Source organism: Brevibacterium sp. 91QC2O2 (assembly GCF_024580695.1).
GTDB classification, from domain to species: domain Bacteria; phylum Actinomycetota; class Actinomycetes; order Actinomycetales; family Brevibacteriaceae; genus Brevibacterium; species Brevibacterium moorei.
On sequence record NZ_JANIJY010000017.1, the window covers coordinates 17,244 to 39,366 of the forward strand.

General features: G+C 60.1%; 18 protein-coding genes and 1 pseudogene. 10 read left to right on the forward strand and 9 right to left on the reverse strand.

Going from position 1 to position 22,123, the window contains the following annotated elements:
- The first annotated feature begins 139 nt into the window (after positions 1-139).
- From NQ036_RS11395 to NQ036_RS11405, 3 genes are all read left to right on the forward strand, one after another.
- Positions 140-1,501 carry an MFS transporter gene (locus NQ036_RS11395; protein ID WP_257049504.1) on the forward strand — a complete coding sequence of 454 codons (1,362 nt, stop codon included), beginning with the start codon at positions 140-142 and terminating at the stop codon, positions 1,499-1,501.
- A gap of 169 nt (positions 1,502-1,670) precedes the next feature.
- Positions 1,671-2,684, forward strand: coding sequence for a LacI family DNA-binding transcriptional regulator (locus tag NQ036_RS11400; protein WP_257049503.1), 1,014 nt, complete (start codon positions 1,671-1,673; stop codon positions 2,682-2,684).
- A 26-nt stretch (positions 2,685-2,710) separates the two neighbouring features.
- Positions 2,711-3,643, forward strand: coding sequence for a polysaccharide deacetylase (locus tag NQ036_RS11405; RefSeq protein WP_257049502.1), 933 nt, complete (start codon positions 2,711-2,713; stop codon positions 3,641-3,643).
- A 48-nt stretch (positions 3,644-3,691) separates the two neighbouring features.
- Here the strand turns inward: NQ036_RS11405 and NQ036_RS11410 are convergent, their stop codons facing one another.
- Positions 3,692-4,753, reverse strand: coding sequence for an Lrp/AsnC family transcriptional regulator (locus tag NQ036_RS11410; RefSeq protein ID WP_257049501.1), 1,062 nt, complete (start codon positions 4,751-4,753; stop codon positions 3,692-3,694).
- A gap of 70 nt (positions 4,754-4,823) precedes the next feature.
- Between NQ036_RS11410 and NQ036_RS11415 the strand changes: the two genes are divergently transcribed.
- The 7 genes from NQ036_RS11415 to NQ036_RS11445 all read left to right on the forward strand — a co-directional run bounded on the left by NQ036_RS11415 (position 4,824) and on the right by NQ036_RS11445 (position 13,120).
- Positions 4,824-6,185 carry a CapA family protein gene (locus tag NQ036_RS11415; protein ID WP_257049500.1) on the forward strand — a complete coding sequence of 454 codons (1,362 nt, stop codon included), beginning with the start codon at positions 4,824-4,826 and terminating at the stop codon, positions 6,183-6,185.
- A 186-nt stretch (positions 6,186-6,371) separates the two neighbouring features.
- Positions 6,372-7,787 (forward strand): ABC transporter substrate-binding protein, encoded by a 1,416-nt coding sequence (locus NQ036_RS11420; RefSeq protein ID WP_257059090.1) that lies wholly within the window; start codon positions 6,372-6,374, stop codon positions 7,785-7,787.
- A gap of 55 nt (positions 7,788-7,842) precedes the next feature.
- Positions 7,843-8,796 (forward strand): ABC transporter permease, encoded by a 954-nt coding sequence (locus NQ036_RS11425; RefSeq protein WP_257050013.1) that lies wholly within the window; start codon positions 7,843-7,845, stop codon positions 8,794-8,796.
- A gap of 12 nt (positions 8,797-8,808) precedes the next feature.
- Entirely contained in the window at positions 8,809-9,888 is a 1,080-nt protein-coding gene (locus tag NQ036_RS11430) for an ABC transporter permease (protein ID WP_257050012.1), read from the forward strand.
- On the forward strand, positions 9,878-10,777 hold the full coding sequence (locus tag NQ036_RS11435; RefSeq protein WP_257059092.1) for an ABC transporter ATP-binding protein: 900 nt from the start codon (positions 9,878-9,880) through the stop codon (positions 10,775-10,777). The genes NQ036_RS11430 and NQ036_RS11435 overlap by 11 nt, the downstream gene beginning before the upstream one ends.
- Positions 10,764-11,639, forward strand: a complete 876-nt coding sequence (locus NQ036_RS11440; RefSeq protein ID WP_257049584.1) for an ATP-binding cassette domain-containing protein — start codon at positions 10,764-10,766, stop codon at positions 11,637-11,639. Before NQ036_RS11435 ends, NQ036_RS11440 begins: the two co-directional genes overlap by 14 nt.
- The gene (locus NQ036_RS11445) at positions 11,636-13,120 is read left to right on the forward strand and encodes a serine hydrolase (protein WP_257049583.1); all 1,485 of its coding nucleotides are present in this window, start codon (positions 11,636-11,638) and stop codon (positions 13,118-13,120) included. The genes NQ036_RS11440 and NQ036_RS11445 overlap by 4 nt, the downstream gene beginning before the upstream one ends.
- Before the next feature lie 73 nt (positions 13,121-13,193).
- Here NQ036_RS11445 and NQ036_RS11450 read toward each other — a convergent pair whose 3' ends face one another.
- The 8 genes and pseudogenes from NQ036_RS11450 to NQ036_RS11480 form a co-directional block, all read right to left on the reverse strand.
- Positions 13,194-14,207, reverse strand: a complete 1,014-nt coding sequence (locus tag NQ036_RS11450; RefSeq protein WP_257049581.1) for a ketopantoate reductase family protein — start codon at positions 14,205-14,207, stop codon at positions 13,194-13,196.
- Positions 14,204-15,100 (reverse strand): SDR family NAD(P)-dependent oxidoreductase, encoded by an 897-nt coding sequence (locus NQ036_RS11455; RefSeq protein ID WP_257049580.1) that lies wholly within the window; start codon positions 15,098-15,100, stop codon positions 14,204-14,206. Before NQ036_RS11455 ends, NQ036_RS11450 begins: the two co-directional genes overlap by 4 nt.
- Positions 15,097-16,413, reverse strand: coding sequence for an MFS transporter (locus tag NQ036_RS11460; protein ID WP_257049579.1), 1,317 nt, complete (start codon positions 16,411-16,413; stop codon positions 15,097-15,099). The genes NQ036_RS11455 and NQ036_RS11460 overlap by 4 nt, the downstream gene beginning before the upstream one ends.
- Before the next feature lie 41 nt (positions 16,414-16,454).
- Positions 16,455-17,390 carry a polysaccharide deacetylase gene (locus NQ036_RS11465; protein ID WP_257049578.1) on the reverse strand — a complete coding sequence of 312 codons (936 nt, stop codon included), beginning with the start codon at positions 17,388-17,390 and terminating at the stop codon, positions 16,455-16,457.
- 41 nt (positions 17,391-17,431) lie between these two features.
- Entirely contained in the window at positions 17,432-18,241 is an 810-nt protein-coding gene (locus NQ036_RS11470; protein WP_257049577.1) for an Lrp/AsnC family transcriptional regulator, read from the reverse strand.
- Between the two features lie 63 nt (positions 18,242-18,304).
- Positions 18,305-18,481: pseudogene (locus NQ036_RS15840) on the reverse strand (AsnC family transcriptional regulator); the annotation flags it as partial.
- A gap of 546 nt (positions 18,482-19,027) precedes the next feature.
- Complete coding sequence (locus tag NQ036_RS11475) at positions 19,028-20,614, reverse strand: amidohydrolase family protein (protein ID WP_257059095.1); 1,587 nt, start codon at positions 20,612-20,614, stop codon at positions 19,028-19,030.
- Between the two features lie 81 nt (positions 20,615-20,695).
- A complete protein-coding gene (locus NQ036_RS11480; protein ID WP_257059098.1) occupies positions 20,696-22,006 on the reverse strand; it encodes an MFS transporter in 1,311 nt (436 codons plus the stop codon).
- Positions 22,007-22,123 lie beyond the last annotated feature (117 nt).

The following is a 22,123-nucleotide window of genomic DNA, read 5'->3' on the forward strand; positions in this document are numbered from 1 at the left end:
TGATGTCTGGCCGCAACTGTATACGTATGCATTCATTAATTTCAAGCCCTTGACCGATTGATCTGGTTACGTATACATTTGCCGGAGCTTCAGTTCCCTGGTGAACCGAGCCACGATCGGGTATGACAAAGGAGTCCCTATGACGACAACTGCGCAGACTGCGGGCGCATCAACCGCGGGAATTACCCCACAGATGAGGCGCCGGGCTCTGGCCTCGTCAGTCCTGGGTACATGTATCGAGTGGTACGACTTCTACGTCTACGGCGTGGCCGCCGCCATTGTGATCAACCACCAGTTCTTCCCTCAGTTCTCCGAGTTCGCCGGCGTTCTGCTGGCCTTCAGCACCTATGCCGTCGGCTTCATGGCACGGCCCTTGGGCGGATTCATCTTCGCCCACTTCGGTGACCGACTGGGCCGGAAGAAGATGCTCATGATCACCCTGGGGCTGATGGGTGGTGGCACTTTCCTCATCGGCTGTCTGCCCAATTTCGATGCGATCGGCATCTGGGCGCCCATCCTCCTGCTCCTCTTGCGGGTGATTCAGGGCATGGGCATCGGCGGCGAGTGGGGCGGTGCGGCCCTGATGGCCACCGAATACGCGCCGGAGGCCAAGCGTGGCATGCTGGGTTCGATGCCGCAGATCGGTGTGCCGGCTGGCACACTGCTTGCCAACGGAGCGTTCTTTATCATGGCTCTGATCATCCCCGGGACCGAGGCCTTCCAGGCTTGGGGCTGGCGGATTCCGTTCCTGCTGTCGATCATCCTGGTGGCACTGTCGTTCTACATCCGGATGAAAGTCGACGAGTCCCCGGCGTTCAAGGAGGTCCAGGCCAGCGGGGACGTCGCCAAGATGCCGGTGGTCGACGTTATCAAGCGCAAGCCGCTGACGATCGTCAAAGTCATCATGATGCGTTTCGCGGAGAATGCGAACTACTACATCTACACGACCTTCCTGCTGGCATACGGCAAGCAGATCCTGATCGACCAGGACACGATCATGCTGGCCACGATGATCATGGCGGGCCTGGGCCTGTTTACCATTCCGTTCTGGGGCTGGGTGTCGGACCACTGGGGTCGGAAGTACACGGTCATGGCCGGTGCCATCACCATGATCATCACCGCGTTCCCCTTCTTCTGGGGTGTGCAGACCGGCGACTTCTTCATGATCCTGCTGTCCCTGGTGCTCACCTGCAATGTCGGTCGTGACCTGTGCTATTCGGTGGAGCCGGCCTATTACACGGAGCTCTTCGAACCGAAGCTGCGCTACTCCGGAGCATCCGTGGGCCCGCAGATCGCCTCGGTGTTCGCCGGCGGCTTCGCCCCGTTGATCGCCACCGCGCTGATCGGCGAGCACTTCGACCGGTACTGGCTGGTGGCCATCTACATCATCTTCGGTGGGGTGATTTCCCTCGTCGGAGCTCTGTGGACTCCGGAAACCGCACCTCTGGTACGCAAGCGGCGCGGGCAGACGGCCGAATACGACGCGACGGTGGGCAGATGACCGTCCTGTAAGTCGGCGCGGCGTTGGTAGTCTGACGCTGTACGACTGGGGCCGAAGGCGGAACCGCCTTCGGCCCCAGTGCATTTCGAGTGGATTTCGGCGCTCTGTTCCGCGTTCGACGAGGGCAGTCCTGCCCGGATGGTAACCATGAAGAGGAGAGACGGCACCGATGGTGACAAGTCGCGATGTAGCCCGGTTGGCTGGTGTGTCGCAGGCGACCGTGTCCCGAATGTTGACGAAGCCAGATCTGGTCGCCGCTACCACGCGAGCCAGGGTGTCCGCCGCGATGGAGGAACTTGGTTACGTCCCCCATGCCGGGGCACAGGCCATGCGAACCCAGCGGACGAACACGATCGGAGTCGTCGTCAGCGATTTGGCCAATCCGTTCTACAGCGAACTGCTCGACGAAATGACGGGCGCTCTGGTCAGCGCCGGTCAGCGCGTGCTGTTGTGGAACACCGATCACGGATACCACGACAATGCCATTCAGGCCCTGCGGGAACGCGCGGTCGACGGCGTCATCTTCACCTCGGTCACCAGCGGGTCAGTCGAATTCGCGGCGGCACATGCGGGCGGATTTCCCATCGTCCTGGTCAACCGGGTGATCGAGGACTATGACGGTGACCTGGTCATCAGCGACAACGAGCAGGGCGGGGCGTTGGTTGCGGACTATCTGGTGGAACACGGGCGGACTGATGTCGCAGTGATTACCGGGACTGATTCGGCTGCCACGGCCCGGGTCCGGGAGGCCAGCTTCAACGCGCGGATGGCGGAGCTGGGTTACCCGGTGCCCGAATACCGGCGCCTCAACGCCAAGTTCGACCATGACCTCGCACAGGTCAAGAGCGAGCGTCTGCTGGGGCAGGCGAACCGTCCCCAGGCGATCTTCTGCTGCAATGACCTGATGGGATTCGGGGCGCTGGACGCACTGCGCGGTCAGGGGTTGGATGCAGCGGACTGCTGGGTCATCGGATACGACGATGTGGAGATGTCGGCCTGGCCGTCGTTTGGTCTGACGACCGTGCGGCAGCCCTCGCGGAAGATGGCGCAGGAGGGCGTGGCGATGCTGCTGCGCAGGATCGCGACACCGGACATGGACGTGCAGCGCGAGGTCTATCGCAGCGAGTTACTGGTGCGCGGTTCCACGGAATTCACCCAGGCATATGATGTGAATCACGCATAAGGCGATGATGAGGACTGGGGAACCCGATGAGTGATTCGTTCGATGAACAGCCGGCCGGTCGCGAACCGTGGCAGTGGGATGAGCCGGTGTGGAGGGCCGAGGTCGACCGGGTCAGGGCCGGGCGTGCACTGGTCGATCCCGATCCTGCCCAGCGCTGGCCCGGCGGGGCGAAGTGCGCCGTGATGATCACCTACGATGCCGATCACGAGACGCCGTTCCTGCGGGACAGGCAGACCACCCCCGGTTCGTTGTCGGTGGGCGAATACGGCAGTCGGGTGGCGGTTCCCCGGGTCTTGCGGATGCTGGAGCGCAACGGTGTGAAGGCCACGTTCTACACCCCCGGCGTATCCGCCCTGCTTCATCCGCAGGACATCGATGCCTTCGTCGCCGGTGGCCACGAGGTCGGGGTGCACGGCTGGATCCACGAGCGCAATACAGAGCTGCCGTACGAAGCCGAACTCGATTTGATAGGCAGGGCGACGGACACGCTGGAGCGACTCAGTGGCACCAGGCCCGTGGGGATTCGGACACCGTCCTGGGACTTCTCGCATTCGACCCTGCAGGTCATCCGGGAGATGGGCTTCGTCTACGACGCATCGCTGATGGCCGATGAGGAACCCTACGAGATCCTGGCCGATGGGACTCCCACCGGGATCGTCGAGATCCCCTGTGAATGGATTCGCGATGACGCTCCGTACTTTTCCATGAACCGGTTCGGCGGGATCCGCCCGCACACGCCGCCGCGCGATGTCGAACAGATATGGAAGGACGAATTCGACATGGCCTATGCGGAGGGCGGAGTCTTCGAACTGACCCTGCACCCGCACATCAGCGGGCACCGGTCACGGATCTCAGCAGTGGAACGCGTTATCCAGCATGCCCTGGGCAAGGAAGACGTCTGGGTCGGCACCCATGCCGAGCTCGCCGACTTCCTGCGCGGGAAGTTCGAGATGGGGTAGCGCCGGCGCCGGTGGCTGGGGCGGACGACGAGCGCATCCAGACCCCGGTCAGGCCGAGGTCGGTACAGCTCGCGGAGCCGAGTTGAGGTACCACGGGTCGACTTCCGTGGTGCACACCGCATGTCCGGCAGCATCCAGCAAGCGGCCGTAGAGCTTGTACTGGCGCAGTACGATCTGCCGGTCGACGATGGAGACATGGGGGAACCGGCTGGTCAGCCGCTGGGCGAATGAATAGAGGTCTTTCGCCGAATGCAGCGCGACTGTCATCATGAAGTTGGTCCGTCCCGCGATGGCAGCGCAGGACCTGGTCTCTGGCAATCCGACCATTGTCCTCCCGACCTGTTCGACCCCAGTTTCTGGAACGTTCATCCACAGGATCGCGCCAGAGTGCCAACCGGCGCTTCCCCTCGCCAGATCACAGCGGAACTCCATATCGCCGGCGTTGACCAACTGATTGATTCGGCGTTGAGTGCTGCGCTGGCTGATTTCCAGGTTTGCACTGAGCGTCTTCGTCTCAGTCCGAGTGTCCCGTGCCAGTAGCGAGAACAGAGTTCTATCGGCCTTGTCGAAGTCATGGGTGACGCCACTGCGCTTGGGCTCGGGGCCGACGCGCTCTGACGTACGCCGGTCGAGGATCTTCAGCCGCCAGTACCGTGAGGAGTCGAAGATCCTCGTGGCGATGCTGGTTCGAACTCTTCGGATGCCACCGACGGTGGGGAGGACGGAGACAATCCAGTCGGACATGAGTTCTTCGCTGGGTGCGAAGACTGAACACCATAGTGTCAGTTCGCCACTGAGGTGTTGCACCGTGGCTATATGCGGCTGGGCGTAGAGCCATTCGAGCACTTCGCCCCACCGGTCGACTTCACAGTCGATCTCCAAATAGGTGAGAGTGAGGCGGTCCATCTGACGGGGCCCTGGCATGACAGTCGTCCAGGCGACGCCCGAACCAGCCAGCCGCCTCCACCTACGCGCGGCTGTTGTGGCATCGGTGCCAATGACTGAAGCCAGATCCGCCCAGCTGATCCGGGGGTTGATCTGCATAGCATCGATAAGGGCGAGGTCCTCTTCCGACAGCAGAGTGTGTGAGTCGACGGCGGTATCCTGCAAAATTAGCTCCTCTATGTCCGAATACTGCAAATATGGAATGTGATCTGCAACCACCTTAAATCATGTGACTATGGTCATATCAGATACATCACAGGGCAATCGGCGGGAAGCCTCAGGTTTGCGATTGGCTGCTACCGGTGACAGCTTTGTGACCCGCCGCATCAGCCCTCGGCATCTCGGACTCCGAACCATCGCAGAATCGCTGGCTGATTGCGAAGTCAGATTCACGAACTTCGAAATCACTGCACACGACGACCGGGGCTATCCAGCAGCAGTAAGCGGCGGCACCTGGGCTATCGCCGATCCCCGAGTGATAACCGACCTCACCGAACTGGGCTTCAACATGATGTCCACGGCCAACAACCATGCGATGGACTATTCGAGTGACGGTCTACTGGCTACTGCTGAGAACCTTGAACAGGCAGGCGTGACATTCGCCGGCACCGGTAAGGATCTGGCTGCAGCGTCGGCCCCTTCTTACTTGGAGACCGCCGAACACCGGGTAGCACTCATTGCCGTGACATCTACCTTCGACAAGTCCTGGGTCGCCGGTGACCAGCGCAGAGATATGCGGGGACGGCCTGGGGTCAACGCGCTCGGCCATCAGGCTCGATACTCAGTCAGTGCAGAACAGCTGGGGCAACTGCGTGACATTTCCAAGACGACCGGCATCAATGCTGAATGGGACCAGTCGGTCGCTGCGGGTTATAAGCAACCCTGGGATGAATCGCAGGGGTTGTATTTCGGCGGCCACGTCTTCACGTGCGATAAAGGTCCCACGACCACGGCGAACCATGCAGACCTGGTGCGGTTGATTCAGGCGATCCGGCGTGCAAGGAACGAAGCCGACTACGTCGTCGTGAGCCTGCACGCCCACGAGATGAATGGCATAGATATTGAACGGCCGGCAGAGTTCGTCGAAGAATTCTGTCGATCCGCAATCGATGCCGGGGCCGACGCGATCATCGGTCATGGTCCCCATCTGGTGCGTGGAATCGAGATCTACAAAGGCTGCCCGATCTTCTACAGCCTGGGGAACTTCATCTTCGAGAACGAGACGGTGAAGCAGCTCCCCGCGGACTTCTACGAGGCGTACGGGCTCGATGGTCAAGCTGATGTCAGCCAGGCACTTGCCACACGCAGTGGAGACTGGACACGTGGTTATGCGGTGGACCCGGCGATCTGGTCGGCGGTAGTGGCGCGGTGGGAAGTGACCGAGGACGGTCTTGATATCGTGCTGGATCCGATCGACCTGGGCTGGGGCGAACCCCATTACCGGCGGGGCCTGCCGCAGCCCGCAAACAACACCGAAGTGCTGGAACGGCTGCAACGATTGTCCGCTGTGTACGGCACGGAGATCTCGATTGAAAACGGGCTCGGACGTATACGTATTGAAAAACCATCCATGGAGGCCTCAGATGCCGCCTCCTGAGTATGCGATTGGACTCGCGATTCCCACCTCCAGGATGAAGGAAGGATGAAAATGAAACGTCGATCATTCGTCTCGGGTATCGTCGCCGTATTGCTTGTGATTGGTGTATCCGGATGTGCGACCAGCACGTCAAGTAGTTCACACAGTGACCGGCTGGACATTGCCATAAGCTCACAGCCAACAAACTTGGATGAGCAGACTCTGACTGGTTCTCCAACCAAGATAACCATGCGAAACGTCTATGAGACTCTTGTCACGACAGATAACGACAATCAAGTCCGGCCGGTTCTTGCGAAGAGTTGGACTGTCAGTAAAGACAGGAAGACGTACACGTTCAAGCTGCGCCAGGGTGTAAAATTTCATACTGGTCAGGAAATGACATCCGGAGATGTCGTGGCTTCGATGAATAGATGGATCGGCCTGTACAAGGTTGCTCAGGTGTCCATGGGCGAAGATGCGCACTTCGTTGCAGACGGAAAATACGGCGCCAAGCTGATCCTGTCAACACCATCGATTGGTGTGATGGGTCTGCTCGCTACGCACAAGCAGTTTCCCTCGATCATGCCGGAGGATATTGTCAAGGATGCAAAGCCAACCGGTGTCACCGAGTTCATCGGGACTGGCCCGTACAAATATGTTGAATGGAAAAAGGATCAATATATCCATTTAACTCGTTTCGATGATTATTCGAGTCCGGACGGCGAGCCGTCTGGACTCTCGGGGAAGCGCAATGCGGAGGTCAAGGACCTCTACTTCGATATAGTTACGGATGCGGCCACGCAGCTTGCCGGGCTCCAGACTGGCAAATTCGATATTGCACCGGAAGTTACTCCCGATGCCTATGAGTGGCTCAAAAATGCGCCGGAATTCAAGGTCTCAAGTTATACGATCGGTGACCTTGTATTCGCGTTCAACTTCAAGAGCCCTCTGATGGGGAATGAGAAAATTCGGAAGGCTGTGCAGATTGCTACAAGTTCTTCGGATATTATGGACGTAGCCTTTGGCAGTCCGGATCTGTATAAGCTAAAGCCTGGTTACATGGGGACTGAGCAGCCAGCTTGGAAGACTACTGCCGGTTCTGATACATATGATCAGGGAAACGCTGCCGAGGCGAAGAAATTACTGGCTGAGTCCGGATATAAAGGTCAGCCGGTTAGGCTCCTAACGACAAAGGAGAATCTCTATCAATATAAAGGTTCCGTGGTTCTGCAGGAGCAGTTGAAGCAGATTGGAATGAATGTAGACCTGCGGTCTGTGGAGTGGGCTACATATGGCGCTTTGTCTAAAGATGAGAAGTCCTTCGATATAGTGTCTGCTGGAATTACGAGCGTCTCGGATCCTACGCAGCTTTCATATCTTGGTACTGACTGGACTTTCGGCGAATCCCCTCGAGTTTTGGATAACTTGCAGAAGATAAAGGCTGCCGACAGTCAAGAGGAGGCCACGAAAATCTGGAGTGAGACTCAGGAGTATCTTCGCGAGGAGTACATTCCAGTGATCATGGCCGGCGAGTTCCGGCAAGTGGCGGCCACTCGCAGCAACGTCGAAGGGTATACCTCGCAGTATGGCCCTATTGTCTGGAATACCAAGGTTACGGGGTGAGGTACATGCAAACGAGTAGATTTCAACATGACCGTAACGTGAGGTGTGGGCTGAAATGATCTCATTTATCCTACGGCGCATCCTGTCGCTGATTCCGGTTCTGATTACGGTGTTCGTGGTGGTATTTCTCATCCTGCACCTTGCCCCAGGCTCGCCGGCTTCGGTTATCCTGGGTGAAGAGGCGACCGCGGAGGAGATTGCAAAACTCAATGCGGAAATGGGACTCGACCGGCCACTGCTGGTTCAGTTCCTGGCCTGGAGCGGCAACGCGCTGACCGGCGACCTGGGGGACTCGTTCTTTCTGGGAATGCCTGTGACCCAGGCGATTACCGAACACGTCGCCCCAACATTCAGCTTGGCCATCATCGCCGAGATCTTGGCGATCGTCATCGCCATTCCGCTGGGCGTGCTTTCGGCCCGGCGTAAGGGGTCGCACACGGACCGTGCGATTCTGACGGGGTCGCTTTTCGGAATATCGATCCCCAGCTTCCTGTTGGCGCTTTTCCTCCTGTTGATCTTCGGCGTCTGGCTTCGCTGGTTCCCAGTGGGTGGCTATGAGCCGATGTCTGCGGGGTTCGGCACCTGGCTGTCGTATCTGATCCTGCCGGCAGTAGCCCTTGCGGCGATGCAAGCGGCGTTGATTACCCGAATGAGTCGTTCATCGATGATCGACGTGCTGCAAATGGAGTACATCGCCCTGGCCCGAGCAAAGGGTCTCAGGGAAGGGACCGTGCTGTTCAAGCACGCTTTGCGCAATGGATTCCTTCCGGTTCTGACGATCTTGGGTCAGGGACTCGGCAGCCTGATCACCGGTGCGGTCGTATCGGAGACTATCTTCACGATTCCGGGTATCGGAACCCTGGTGGTGAACTCTGTGATGCATCGAGATTTCTCCGTGGTACAGGGCGTTGTCCTGTTCACGACGGTGGTGTTCGTACTGGTCAATTTGGTCGTCGACATTTTGTATGGCGTCTTCGACCCTCGTGTCGGCGTCACGGCGAAGAAATAAGGAGGGACGACAATGATGAATACTCCAATCCAAGCTGACCAAGTCGAACGTCGTGGACGTGAACTGGTCAAACAACGGCACCAGCGGACTTGGTGCCGCCTCAAGGAAAACCAGATGTTGATGATCGGTGCAGTGGTCATGGTGATCCTCATCGTCGTGGCCACTGTCGGGCCCTGGTTTTCGCCGTATAACCAGTTCCAAATGGTCATTGACGACAAGCTGACCGGTCCCAGTGTGCATCACTGGTTGGGCACGGACGACTTCGGCCGTGATCTGGCGACGCGCCTACTGTTCGGCCTGCGGACTTCGCTGGGCATCGGTATCGCTGTCACTGTACTGACCGCCGTACTCGGCGGTGCGATCGGCCTGATATCTGCTTACTTCAAGAGTGTCGACGGTGTGCTCATGCGCATCATGGACGGCTTCATGGCCTTCCCCAGCATCCTGCTGGCGATCTGCCTGATGGCCGCCTTCGGCGCCAAGATTAGTAATGTGATCATCGCACTGACCGTGGTTTTCACACCGCAGATGGCCCGAGTCGTGCGTTCCAGTGCTGTGAGCGTCAAAGAAGAGATGTTCATCGATGCGATGCAGTCACAGGGAGCCTCAGCTCTCCGGATCATCCTCAAACACATGCTTCCCAACATCGTGTCACCGATCGTGGTACAGGCGACCTTCATCTTCGCTGATGCGATCATCACCGAGGCTTCACTGAGCTTCTTGGGCGCAGGTGTCCCGCCACCAGGCGCCTCGCTGGGCAGCATCCTGCAGGATGGCAAGGCCCTGATCTTCTCATCGTGGTGGATCGTCGTCTTCGCCGGCATCCTGACCATCCTGTGCGTGTTCGGATTGAACTTCCTCGGGGACGGGCTGCGTGACCACTTCGATCCACGAAGCGGTAAGCGGCGGAAAGTCAGCGGCGTAGCCAAAGGACAGATTCTGCGTCTGGTAGGTGGTCGCTCCGCCGCGGGGATGGCCGTTTCGACTCGCGTTACCGAGGAGCCGCACCCTGGCCCTGACGCGGTCGCAACAGCAGCTTCGGATCCTGCCGTGCAAGCGCCTGTGCAGAAAGGTACGAACCGTGACGTCTAATGTGTTGGAAGTAGAAGGATTGTCGACGTGGTTTGCTACGGAGAACGGCGATAAGTGCGTGGTCGAGGACGTCACCTTCAGCATTGGCGAGGGTGAGGTATTCGGACTGGTGGGCGAATCCGGCTCCGGTAAATCCGTGACCTCTCGATCGATCATTCGACTGCTAGCGGAGGATGGTTCCACTGCCTACTCTGGTTCAATCAGGTTTGCAGGACGAGACTTGCTGCGTTTGTCGGATCGGCAGATGCGCTCTGTGCGCGGCAACGACATAGCTATGGTCTTCCAAGACCCGATGAGCGCGCTGAACCCCGTCTATCCGATCGGGGAACAGGTAATGGAAGCAGTGCGCTCCCACCAGCGCGTGACCAAGGCGGAAGCGAAGTGGAGAGCCATCGATGCCCTGCAGGCTGTAGGTTATCCGGAGCCGGAGGACGGATTCAGCAACTACCCGCACCAGTTGTCCGGCGGTATGCGTCAGCGCGTGGTCATCGCGATTGCGGTGGCGTGTGGGCCCAAGCTGCTCATTGCCGATGAGCCGACAACTGCGCTGGATGTGACGACGCAGAAACAAATCATCGACCTACTTCTGGGGCTGTCCCGGGACCGTGGCATGGCGGTGTTGTTCATCTCCCACGATCTGAACTTGGTCGCGGATATCAGTGACCGCGTGGCGGTCATGTACCACGGCCGGATTGTAGAACAGGGGACGGTGGCCGAGATATTCGATCATCCCGAGCGGGCTTACACACAGGGTCTCATCGCCTGTATTCCACCGTTGCACGGTGCTTTGCCGCAGAAACTGGAGACGATTCCGGCGAACCTCGACGAATACGGTGATCGAGTCACTATGAAGGACGATCCGAAGGAGGTTTCCGATGGCGCGCTCTGAAAAGGTTAAGGACATGACTGGTGAAATGGTTGGAGGGGGCGCGACCGACCCCAGACCATTGTTGCAAGTTTCCAACTTGAAGAAGGACTTCAAAGTGACTCGGCGGGCAGGGGCACTGGCCCGGCGGGAGACCGTTCACGCAGTGGGCGGAGTATCTGTCGAAGTCTTCCGCGGCCGTTCCCTGGGCATCGTCGGCGAATCAGGAAGCGGCAAGTCGACCTTGGCCCGCTGCATCCTGCGCCTTGAAGAGCCGACCTCTGGCACTGTGCATTTCGACGGGGAGGAAGTCTCCGCAATGAACAATGTAGATCTCAAAGCATTCCGTCGACGGGTGCAGATGGTGTATCAGGATCCATATTCTTCGTTGAACCCCCGGCAGACCATCGGGGATGCGGTGTCCGAACCATTGTCGGTGCATAACATTGGTGATCCGTCCGGCCGCCAGGACCTGATGCTGGCGATGCTGGAACGGATGGGTTTGCCCGCTGAGTTCGCATTCCGCTATCCGCATGAGCTCTCAGGCGGTCAGCGACAGCGTGTGGGCATAGCGCGGGCGCTTATCAGCGATCCGGAAATGTTGGTCTGCGATGAGGCCGTGTCCGCACTCGATGTGTCGGTACAGGCACAGATTCTCAATCTCCTCAAGGATCTGCAGGTTGCTGAGGACTTGACCTATTTATTCATCACCCATGACATTGGCGTGGTCCGATTCATTGCTGATGACGTCATCGTGATGCACAAGGGCCAGGTCGTTGAACAGGGCGCAGTGGGCGATGTGATCGACAATCCACAACACGAGTACACGAAGAAGCTGATCTCTGCCATCCCTACTGGCAGCGAGCGGAGGAGGAGTGCAGCATGATGGAGGAGCAGACTTCCGTGGGTTCCGGGGACGATGCCCTGCGAGTCCTCCTTGACGCCTGGTGCGCCGAGGCCGAGCTACCCGGCATCACGGTGGGTGTCCGCCGTCCCGACGGCAGCGTGTTCTCGTATCAGCAGGGCAAACGCGGCGACGAGCCCGTGCTGCCCGTCACGGACAACACGCTGTTCGGGGTTGCCTCGGTGACCAAGTCGTTCACTACCCTTGCCACGGTGCTCTTGGACCAGGCCGGTCGACTGTCCCTTGACGACCCTGTGTCTCGCTGGATTCCGGCCCTGCGGCTGCCCGGCGGAGCCGAGTCCGAGGTGCGGATCCGGCACCTGGCCAGCCACACCTCTGGCCTGCCGGGGCTGCCGTATATCCACGGTGCGCGAACGCCGGGAATTCTGGCCGATCCGGACCATGACAGGCTGCGCGACCGCGCGCCCATCGCCAGTGACTGGGCTTGGATCCGTACCACCAATGATCTGGTTGCCGCGCTGAGCCGCTGCGAATACGAGCTGCTCGGCGCGCCCGGCGCAGTCTTCAACTACTCGAATGAGGGCTTCGGACTGCTGCAGGCCGTGATCGAGGCCGCCGTGGGGATGCCGTACATCGACTATCTGAGCGGTGCGATCTTCGCACCCCTGGGCATTGAGCGCTTCGGCTTCACAGCGGCGGACTTGGTGGCCAAGGGCGATATCGCGCAGTTGTTCGCGCCCATGCGCGAAGCGGTGGAGGCCTATTCGCCGTCACCGGCGTGGTGGGACGTGGGCGATATCTACTCGAATGGATCGCTCAAGATCTCCAGCGCCGCGCTCCTGCGGGTGCTGGAGGCGCTGTGCGGGTTCGACGAGTCTGCTGACAGCGGCACCGGCATGGAGCCTGGCTCGGCGGAGACTGGGCGGATCGGCTCGCCCTTTGACACCCGGATCCGGGAACTGCTGACCGAGGTTCAGGCCGTCCTGCCAGACGGTGGATTCTATGCCCTGGGCACTGAAGTAGGGGAGGCGTCCGGACAGAAATGGTTCGGTCATGGCGGTTCGATCAAAGGAGTGTCAACGAATTATCGCTGTTACCCGGAGACCGGATGGGTCTTGGTGTGTCTGATCAACGCATCGGGTGCGCCCGCAGCGGGGCTGACCGATCGCCTGGCCAACTACTTGCTGGGCAAAGAAGAAGCCGGCTCTCGTGATTTCGCCTCTTCGGATACGGGCGGACACACTGTGGATCTGGACCTGCTTCAAGGCCACTACGAATCGGGCGAGCTCAACGAGTTCGATGTCGGCGTCGATGAAGGCGTACTCGTTGTGAGGGCCAACGGTTCACCAACGCCTCTTGAACTGACGCCAGTCGAATCGTCGCACGTTCGTAACGCGGCATTCGTCTCGCCGGCCGGTGCTTCGTTCGTCTTCGAATGCGATGCGACCGACCAAGCGGTCTCGCTGTTCACCTCGAAGCGAGTCCATCCGCGCACGGACTGAGGAGTCGGAGAACGAGGAAGGGCCCTGCCCGTGACATGTAGTCACGGGCAGGGCCCTTCTTTTGCTTGCGGACTTACTCTGCCGATCTCATTCGGGCGAACAGTTCGGGACCCATGGTCACGGTACCTGTCTCCAACTCGCCGATGATAGTGAGCATTTCGCACAGCAGCGGCACCCCGATGCCGAACTTCTTTGCTGTCTCAAGCACTGGTACATAGTGTGCAGGTACCTCGGTAGGGCGTTTACGCACATTGATGTCGCGCCAGATCCCGGACCGTGTTTTCGTCTGACCAGCCAGCCAACTTACTAGGTCGGAGAAGGCCTTATTCACCGCGTCCTCGCTAGCAGTTGCCCTGAAATCATCGGGCGCGAAGGCATCGAATCCTTCGAGCTCAATGTTCAGGGAATCAGACACGGCGAAGGATTCCCTGGCCAGTTCGAGCATGACATCGCGATTGTCGTCGATAACTTGAGCCATATCGTCATCGATGAACGCGGATGCGGTCAGCATCGCGCCGAACGCGATCTTTGACCAGAGGAAGCCGTCGACGTTCTCACTGAGGATCGGTGTGCCCCAGTGGTGTAGATCAGTGGCAAGGCGTTCCAGCCGACTGCTGAGGCCACCCGCATATTCGCCTAGCGCTATCGTGCCGAAGCCACCGTCTTTGACCACACCGGGGGCGATGACATCGGCAAAGAGATCGACGAAGGCCTTGACCGTGCGCTGTGGCCCCACGAAGTCCGCGATCAGGTCCTCGTTCAAGCCATTCTGCAGGGAGGCCACATAGCCGTCGGAGCGCAGCCGCGGCGCGATCCACTTCATCGCCGGGCGGGTCGCCTGGGACTTCACCGCCAGGATCACCGGGCCCAGGTCACCTGGTGCGTCGTCGAGGGTGAATGCCGGGATGTCGATAACCAGGCGTTCGTCGGGGCTCTCGATGATGATGCCTTTGGCCCGGATCGCCTCGACGTGTTGTGCATCGGCATCGACGATCTGTACAGTCGCACCTCCAATACTCAGGTGCGCGGCCAGTGTTCCGCCTATAGCTCCGGCGCCAACAACTGTATAGGTGGCATCGGTGCTCATTCTGCTTTTCCTTCCTGTTGTTTGGCAGCCGCTCCATCGTGGGCATCGGAGACCTCGGTGCGGGGCTTGGCCCAGTGCACGGGCAGGTTCATCGCTCCGGTACTGGATCCACCGTCGACCCGCAGCACCTCACCGGTGACCCACTCAGCAGCTGGCGACGCCATCCATAGCACAGCTCGGGCGATATCGTCAGGCCGGCCCTTGCGTCCCAACGGAGTTTCCGAGACCTTGGAGATGTAGTCCGCACTCGACAGGTTGAGAGTGCTGTCGACCACGACAAAGCCCGGCGCCACCGCATTGACACGTATCCCTTGGGGCCCTAGTTCAAGCGCCGATGCTCGTGTCACCATTTCCAGTGCAGCCTTCGAGGTCGTATAGTGCGCAGCCCCGGGGCGCGCGCGCAGAGCTGCTCCCGAAGAGATGTTGACTACACAGGGGTAGCCTGCGGGGGCTTCGATGCCGGCTGCCAGCACTTGGCGGGCGAAGGCCACGGTCAGCAGCAGTGGTGCACGCACATTGATCGCCTGCACTGCATCCCAAAGGTCGGCAGTCAGCTCCAACAGCGGAGCCGCCGGGTAGACTCCGGCCGCATTGACCAGCACGTGTGCAGCCCCCCTGGCGAAGACCCGTTCCATCATCTGCGGAATCGCAGAGGCGTCGCGCAGGTCCGCGTCAATCGTCTCGACAGTGCCCGGGGCGTCGGCTGCTGTGTTCGGTAGGCCGGCTGCTGCCTCAGCAAGGCGATCCGCATCGAAGTCGATCAGAACGAGGTCTGCCCCCTGTTCTGCGAACTCGCGGGCGATTTCCTTGCCGATTCCGCTGGCAGCCCCGGTCACGATGACCTTGGGACGGAAGCCGGCGGCGGCCGACATTGCCGGGTTCATGTCCGTCATTGCAGTTTCTTTCCCTTCGTCTCCGGCATCGTCAGGTAAACGACCAGGCCAATGGCAGCTGCAATGGAGCAGTAAAGCCAGACGAGAGATCCGTGTCCTGCGCCGTTCATCCACGTGATGATGTAGGGAGCTGTACCACCGAAGATCGCAACCGCCAGGGCATAGGGGAATCCGATACCGGTGGCGCGGACTTCGGGTGGGAACTGTTCGGCCATGATTGCTGCACAGTTGGCCGAATAGCCCAGAAGGAGAGTGAGTCCGATGAGCTCGATGACTAAGAATCCTGCGAAACTGTTTCCCAGGAAATGAAGCATCGGGAATGAAAGTACAAGGAAACCGCCGGCGAAGATTGACATTGTAGGCTTGCGCCCGATTACGTCCGACAAGATCCCCGCAAACGGGAGCATGCAGATGAAATAGGCCAGGCCGATGAAGTTAACCGTCAAAGCCTGTCCGAGTGGCATCCCTGTAGAAACGTGAACATATGTGGGTAGGTAGGAAACCCAGAGGTAGTAGAGTAAAGTGCCTGCGATGGTGATGCCGAATACGCGGGCTACAGCACCGGGATGCTGTGTGAAGATCGCCAAGTAGGAAATCTTATGTGTCGTCTGAGCACCTTGTTGAGCCTGCTCTTTTGCCGATTCGAAGGAGTCGGTCTCCTCTACGCTGGTCCGCAGCCAGAGACCGACAAGGCCCAGGAGGCCGCCGACGGCGAAGGCGATTCGCCACCCCCAGGAGTTTAGCGATTCTGAATCCAAGGTAGATGTAATGAGTGCACCCATGCCTGCTGCAATAAGGCTACCGGCACCAACGGATACCTGTTGCCAAGAGCCGGCGAACGCACGGCGCCTCGGAGCTGCGGATTCGACCATGAACGCTGACGATGCTCCGAACTCGCCACCGGCTGAGAACCCCTGCACCATCCGAGCAATGACCAGGATGATGGGGGCGAAGATGCCGATGACTGAGAAGTCTGGCGTAATCGCGATCAGGAATGCTGCGCCCGCCATCAAGCTGATGGTCAGGGTCAGGCCTTTCTTCCGTCCATGCTTATCGGCGAAGTGGCCAAGTACGGCAGCGCCGATGGGCCGCATGATGAAGCCGACGGCGAAGACGGCTAGGGTGGATAGCAAGGCGGCTGCGGGATTATCCGATGGGAAGAAGTGCACCGCGAAGACCGAGGAGAAAGTCGTGTAGACGGCCCAGTCGACCCATTCGACGGTATTGCCGATAGCACCCGCGATCAGCGCTTTCCTACCCTTTTTGCTGAGCTTCGTGCCGTGTGGCTCGGTGGTGGCCGGAGTATCAGTCATCATCGTTTCCTTGTGTGTTCTGTAATGAAGTGATGCGGATGTCAGCTAGCGGTGCTTCCTAGGGTGAACTTGGTGTGCAGGAATTCGGCGAATTCCGCATGGGTGCCGACCCAGATGTCAGGGTGTCCCTGTGCGTACTGGATGACCCGTTCGACCATGGAGATGCGTGAGCGGTGGCCGCTGATGTGCGGGTGCAGGGTCAGTTCGAAGACCCCGCCCTCTGCATAAGCCATGTCGAATTCGTCTCTCCAGATCTGTTCGACATCGCGCGGGGCGGTGTGCGGGCGCAGGCCGCCGAACCGGTCCATCATGAAGTACGGTGCATCATCGCGGATCCATTCACACGGGATCTCGACGATGCCAGTGGGCGTGCCTGCTGCCAGAATCTCGTAGGGTTCCTCATCGGCCATGAGTGAGGCATCGTAGATGAAGCCCATCTCCCGGATAACCTGCAGGGTCGAATGCGAGAAGTCCCAGGACGGTGTCCGAATCCCCACGGGCCTGGTGCCGCTGAGTTGCTCCAGGGTGTCCGTGGCCCGTCCGATCAGGTCCAGTTCGGCTTCATAGGGCAGAAGTGTATTCCGTTCGTGGATCCAGCCATGGACGGCAACTTCGTGGTCTCCAGCTGCGAAGGCCTCGATGTCCTGTGGGTGCAGCAGCGCGGAAACGCCCGGCACGTAGAAGGTAGCCTTCACATGATTGCGTTCCAGCATTTTCAGCACTCGAGGTACTGCTACTCGGGACCCATACTCGCCCATTGCCAGGGAGCCTGGGGAAGTCTGGTTATCACGCAGATAGGGGGTTTCGTGGTCTGCATCATATGTGATCATGACGGCACACTTCGCTCCACCAGGCCAGCGCTGGGCCGGGTCCGGATCGACCAGGGCCTTGCCTGCGCGGACGCGTTCAACCTCGGACCGCCAGGTGGGTTCATCCCACTGCCAGGGTTCGAGGTCCTTGATCGGATCGGTGTTCATGATTGCTCCTTTGATAGTCGTTCCACTGGTATGTGCTCCTGTTATTCCCCACCCGGTGCCAGATATTCCAGTAGATCCAATGGCCGGCCTGAGGACTCGAACCGCCCATTGCTGATCGAGGTCCATACCCGTTTGCGGGTATCGACTTGCAGGGCCAGCTCGAAGCTCCTGATCCCCGGGACGGCGCCCAGGGTTCTGGTCGAGTAGTTGTAGACATCTGTGTAGTCGGTCAATGCCACCTGGCCCAGCAGATTGTGCTCACCGGTAGTAGTCGCCAGATATTTGGTTTCGTCTTGCGCGGCCAATGTCACGGCGGCCTGGTGCAGGGATGAGGGTTCGACCTGGGCAAAGAGCATGAGTTCGGCGTTGTAACCTAGGTTGGCCGGCTCCACCAGGATGCGGTATTCGAGAACCCCAGCCCGGGACAGAGAATCGATAATGCGCGAGGCTGTGGACTCGGACTTTCCGATCGCCTCGGCCAGCCGGGACAGTGGTGTCCGGCCGTCATGCATGAGCAGGCCGAGCACCTTGGCCTCGGACTGGGACAAAGATACTGGCGGGGTCTTCGAGTCATCGGGCAGGTCAAGGCAGCGGGGACTGTCTACAGAGCTCTGCGGTTTCCAGAAGTGTCCTGAGGTGAAGGCGTGGGTGATGAACGCTGTATTGGTCTGCGCTCCTGTGCCATCTAGAACCTCCTCAATGAAAGGCCCGAAATGTGTGCCCTTGGGGAGCACCATCTCGACGGCCAGATCGGAGGACCCGACAATCGTAGTGATAAAACGGACCTCGCGCCGTTCCTGTAGTCGTAGGATCAATGGCTCCAACATGCCCTGTGCATGGGAGATGCGCATGAAGAACGGATGTCCTAGGCCTAACCTGGTCACTTCGGTGGCGGCCACCACGCGGATCAAGCCTGCTGAATGAAGTGCATTGTAACGGCGCTGAACTGTGGGTGCGGAAACATCGAGTCCGGCGGCTATCCTCGCCCAGGATGCGCGGCCGTCTTTGTGTAGGGCGTCGATGATGCCTCGGTCGAGTCCGTCCAGGGAAGATGGGGTGGGACTGGAAGTCGATACCGTGCTTGTAATCACATAATGATCATATGCTTCAGATGGGTGCGGATCAATGATGGATGTGCGCAAATTTGAAATTTTCAGTGTTCGGAATCTGCGGCATGCCGTTTGGTAACGTCACAACGTAATCCAGGCCTGCGCAGTTTTAAGGCTGGGTAACCGGCCAACAGTCGACTTAGGAGCGAGGTCCCAGCATGTGCCCTATTACCTGATGCATTGGCCGACCGGGTCGCCTCGGTGATTGGGGTGCATCACAGCCCTGGGCTCATCACCTGAGCGCCAGGGACCCAGGCCACGGGGACCAAGGTGTTCTGACGACTGCGGATGCCACTCGGAAGGCCGGAGGTACCGCCGCCGACTTCGGTGCCCTGGGCAAGGAGGACGTCTGGGTCGGCACCCATGCCGAGTTCGCCGACTTCCTGCGCGGAAAGTTCGAGATGGGGTAGCGCCGGTGGTGCACCGGCTCCCGACCGTATAGAAGATTGGGCTGTCTATTTCAGATTCCACTGTTCAAACAGTGGAATCTGAAACAGACAGTCCAAAGAAGTAGGGCGCTTCAGCCCCTCAGTGCCGCGCCGCCAGGAACTTGCCGGCCCGCCGCCCGGTCCAGGCGCCTCGGTCCACGACGTGCTCACCTGCGACGAATACGTCGAACAGTCCGGCAGGGGCGTCCGTCGGGTGGGCGAAGGTCGCATTGTCGGTCAGGGTGTCCGGGTCGAACAGCACCAGATCGGCGAAGGCGCCCTCGGCCACCACTCCGCGGCCCTCCAGGCCGAAGGTCTGTGCCGGTAGGGATGTCATCCTGCGGATGGCGTCGACCAGGTCGACGGCCTTGGTCCGGCGGACGTAGTGGTCGAGCATCCGGGCGAAGGAACCGTAGCCGCGCGGGTGAGGTTTGCCGCCGGTGCCCACCGGCAGCCCGTCCGTGCCGATCATCGTGAAGGGGTGCTGCAGGCCCAGGGTCACATCCTCCTCGCGCATGGCCCAGAGGATGACGGTGATGTGCAGCTGTTCGTCGATGAGCATGCGCGCGACGGCCTCGATCGGTTCGACACCCATCGTCGCCGCTATCTGCGCGACGGATTCGCCTTCATAACGATGCGAGCCCGTGCTTGCGACGATCACCCCGTCCCAGCCCGCAGTACGCGCATAGTTCTCGAAGGTGGCCTCGGAACTGGCGATCTGATCGCCGGCGCGCCGGACCAATTCGCGGGACTTCAAACGCCCCAACAGCTTCTGGGCCCCGCCGTCGTGCATCCACGGTGGCAACAGCGCGGTCATCATCGTGCTGGCGGCGGAATACGGGTACATGTCCTGGGTGACAGGCAGCCCGGCCGTGCGCTGTGCGTCCAGGTATTCCAGCGCGGTCGCCATCTGGGACGAGGACTGCCGATCGGCGAACTTCAGATGCGAGATATGGCAGCGGATGCCGGCGTTCTGTGCCACGTGCACTGTCTCCCGCAGACTGTCCATCAGGTGATGGCTCTCCGAACGCATGTGGCTGGCGTAGATCGCGGTGGGCGGCAGATTCGACGCCAGGGTCACGAGTTCGGATGGTTCGGAGAACACTCCGGGCGGGTAGATCAGGCCGGAGGACAGCCCGCCGGCGCCGTTTTCGATCGCATCGTCGACCAGGTGCTGCATGGTGCGCATCTCGGTCTTGTCCGGGGCACGCATCTCATCGCCCATTGCGGCCACCCTGACGGTATTGTGCCCGATCAGGGTGGCGAAGTTCGTGACGTATTCGTGTTGGTTCATCGCCGCCTTGTATTCGGCGAAGGACCGCCAGCCGTACTTGGCGGCGGGGAAGATCCGAGTGACGAGTGTGTAGAAGCCGTCTTCGTGCAAAGGGTCGATCGGCGCCAGGGAGAATCCGCAGTTGCCGTTGACCTCGGTCGTGCACCCCTGCATGATCTTCGAGGTGTCGTCCTCGGCCAGCAGTGGGCTGTTGTCGGCATGGGCATGGGTGTCGATGAAGCCGGGTGAGAGCACCAGTCCGTCGGCGGATACCGTTTTGACGTCGGCCAGGCCGGCGAAGGTGCCGGGTTCGCGGATGGCCTCGATCTTCTGGCCGTCGATCAGCACGTCGGCTACGAAGGGTGCGCGTCCAGTGCCGTCGATGACGCGGGCCGCGGTGATGAGGGTTTTCACGTGATGCTCTCCTTTACGCAGTGGGATTTCCGTCCGCGGCCGAGGTCCCGGCCAGTCGGGCGCGGGACCTCGGCCGGGCGGCTACATCGGCTTCTTCATGACCTTGGGCAGGATGATGATGGCCACTGCGGAGATCACCAGCAGGACCACCATCGTCATCAGGCCGCCCTGGGCCGAGCCCGTGGCATCCTGGACGAATCCCATGATGGTGGGGGCGACGAAGCCGCCCAGGATGCCGAAGGTGTTGATGAAGGCGATGCCGCCGGCTGCCGCGGTTCCGCCCAGCGTGGTCGTCGGGACTGCCCAGAAGATCGTGTACGCGGCCCAGACGCCGCAGACCGCAATGCACAGCGCGATATAGGACAGGGCGAAGATCGAGGACGCGTAGGCCGCGACGACCAGGGCCAGCGCCCCTACGACCGTGGGAATGAGGGAGCGCCAGAAGCGGTCGCCCGTGCGGTCGGAGCCCTTGGTGAGGAACCACAGGACCGGAAGGACGAGGAGGTAGGGCAGTGCCGTGGCGAAGCCCAGGGTGATGTTGTTGGTCAGTCCGCCGTTGTGCAGGATGGTCGGCAGCCAGAAGCTCACGGCGTAGATGCCGCACATGATGCCGAAGTAGGCCAGCGCCATGACGTAGACGGCCGGGTTCTTCAGTGCGTCGGTGAACTTGGAATCGTGGTGGCGCTCCTTCGTCTCCTCGAGCTTGGTGGTGATGAGTTTCTTCTCATCGGCGTTCAGCCACTTCGCCTGCAGTGGGTTGTCCGGGATGAGGAACCAGAACAGGGCGCCCAGCAGTACGGCGGGCAGGCCCTGGATGAGGAACATCCACTGCCAGCCGGACAGGCCCCAGGCGTTGTGGGTCAGTTCGATGATGAGGCCGGAGGTCGACGATCCCAGGATCGAGCCCAGGGGACCCGCCATGGCGAACAGTCCCACGACTCGCCCCATCCGCTTGGCGGGGAACCAATAGGTGAAGAAGAGGATGATGCCGGGGGCGAACCCGGCCTCGAAGATGCCCAACAGTGCCCGGATGATGTAGAACGTGACCTCATTGCTCACGAACAGCATTGCGGCGGACACCAGGCCCCACAGCAGCATGATGCGGGTGATCGTCTTCCTGGCGCCGATCCGGTGCATGAGCATATTGCTGGGGATCTCCAGGCATGCATAGGCCAGGAAGAAGATGCCTGCACCCAGGCCGAACACGGCTTCCGTTAGGAACGGCATCTCCTGTTGCATCTGCAGCTTGGCGAACCCGATGTTGGTCCGGTCCAGGTATGCGAACAGATAACAGATCATCAGGAACGGCAGCAGGCGCAGTGTCACCTTGCGGTAGACGGCCTTCTCCGCCGGCGTCTCGACGATCTGCTGCTTCGCCACAGGCGTGCTCATAGGGCCTCCAGGATTGAAGTTGGGCGGGGAACCGGACTAACTCTAACCGCGGAAGTGATGCAGCGCATAATGTGCAAGAAGGTCGATAGTATGCCCGAATGCTGCATGAAAAACACA

Bases quoted from the DNA above. Each gene is read 5' to 3' on its own strand.
- NQ036_RS11395 (WP_257049504.1), top strand. From the start codon at position 140: ATGACGACAACTGCGCAGACTGCGGGCGCATCAACCGCGGGAATTACC.
- NQ036_RS11400 (WP_257049503.1), top strand. From the start codon at position 1,671: ATGGTGACAAGTCGCGATGTAGCCCGGTTGGCTGGTGTGTCGCAGGCG.
- NQ036_RS11405 (WP_257049502.1), top strand. From the start codon at position 2,711: ATGAGTGATTCGTTCGATGAACAGCCGGCCGGTCGCGAACCGTGGCAG.
- NQ036_RS11415 (WP_257049500.1), top strand. From the start codon at position 4,824: ATGGTCATATCAGATACATCACAGGGCAATCGGCGGGAAGCCTCAGGT.
- NQ036_RS11425 (WP_257050013.1), top strand. From the start codon at position 7,843: ATGATCTCATTTATCCTACGGCGCATCCTGTCGCTGATTCCGGTTCTG.
- NQ036_RS11430 (WP_257050012.1), top strand. From the start codon at position 8,809: ATGATGAATACTCCAATCCAAGCTGACCAAGTCGAACGTCGTGGACGT.
- NQ036_RS11440 (WP_257049584.1), top strand. From the start codon at position 10,764: ATGGCGCGCTCTGAAAAGGTTAAGGACATGACTGGTGAAATGGTTGGA.
- NQ036_RS11445 (WP_257049583.1), top strand. From the start codon at position 11,636: ATGATGGAGGAGCAGACTTCCGTGGGTTCCGGGGACGATGCCCTGCGA.
- NQ036_RS11450 (WP_257049581.1), bottom strand. From the start codon at position 14,207: ATGAGCACCGATGCCACCTATACAGTTGTTGGCGCCGGAGCTATAGGC.
- NQ036_RS11455 (WP_257049580.1), bottom strand. From the start codon at position 15,100: ATGACGGACATGAACCCGGCAATGTCGGCCGCCGCCGGCTTCCGTCCC.
- NQ036_RS11460 (WP_257049579.1), bottom strand. From the start codon at position 16,413: ATGACTGATACTCCGGCCACCACCGAGCCACACGGCACGAAGCTCAGC.
- NQ036_RS11465 (WP_257049578.1), bottom strand. From the start codon at position 17,390: ATGAACACCGATCCGATCAAGGACCTCGAACCCTGGCAGTGGGATGAA.
- NQ036_RS11470 (WP_257049577.1), bottom strand. From the start codon at position 18,241: ATGCGCATCTCCCATGCACAGGGCATGTTGGAGCCATTGATCCTACGA.
- NQ036_RS11480 (WP_257059098.1), bottom strand. From the start codon at position 22,006: ATGAGCACGCCTGTGGCGAAGCAGCAGATCGTCGAGACGCCGGCGGAG.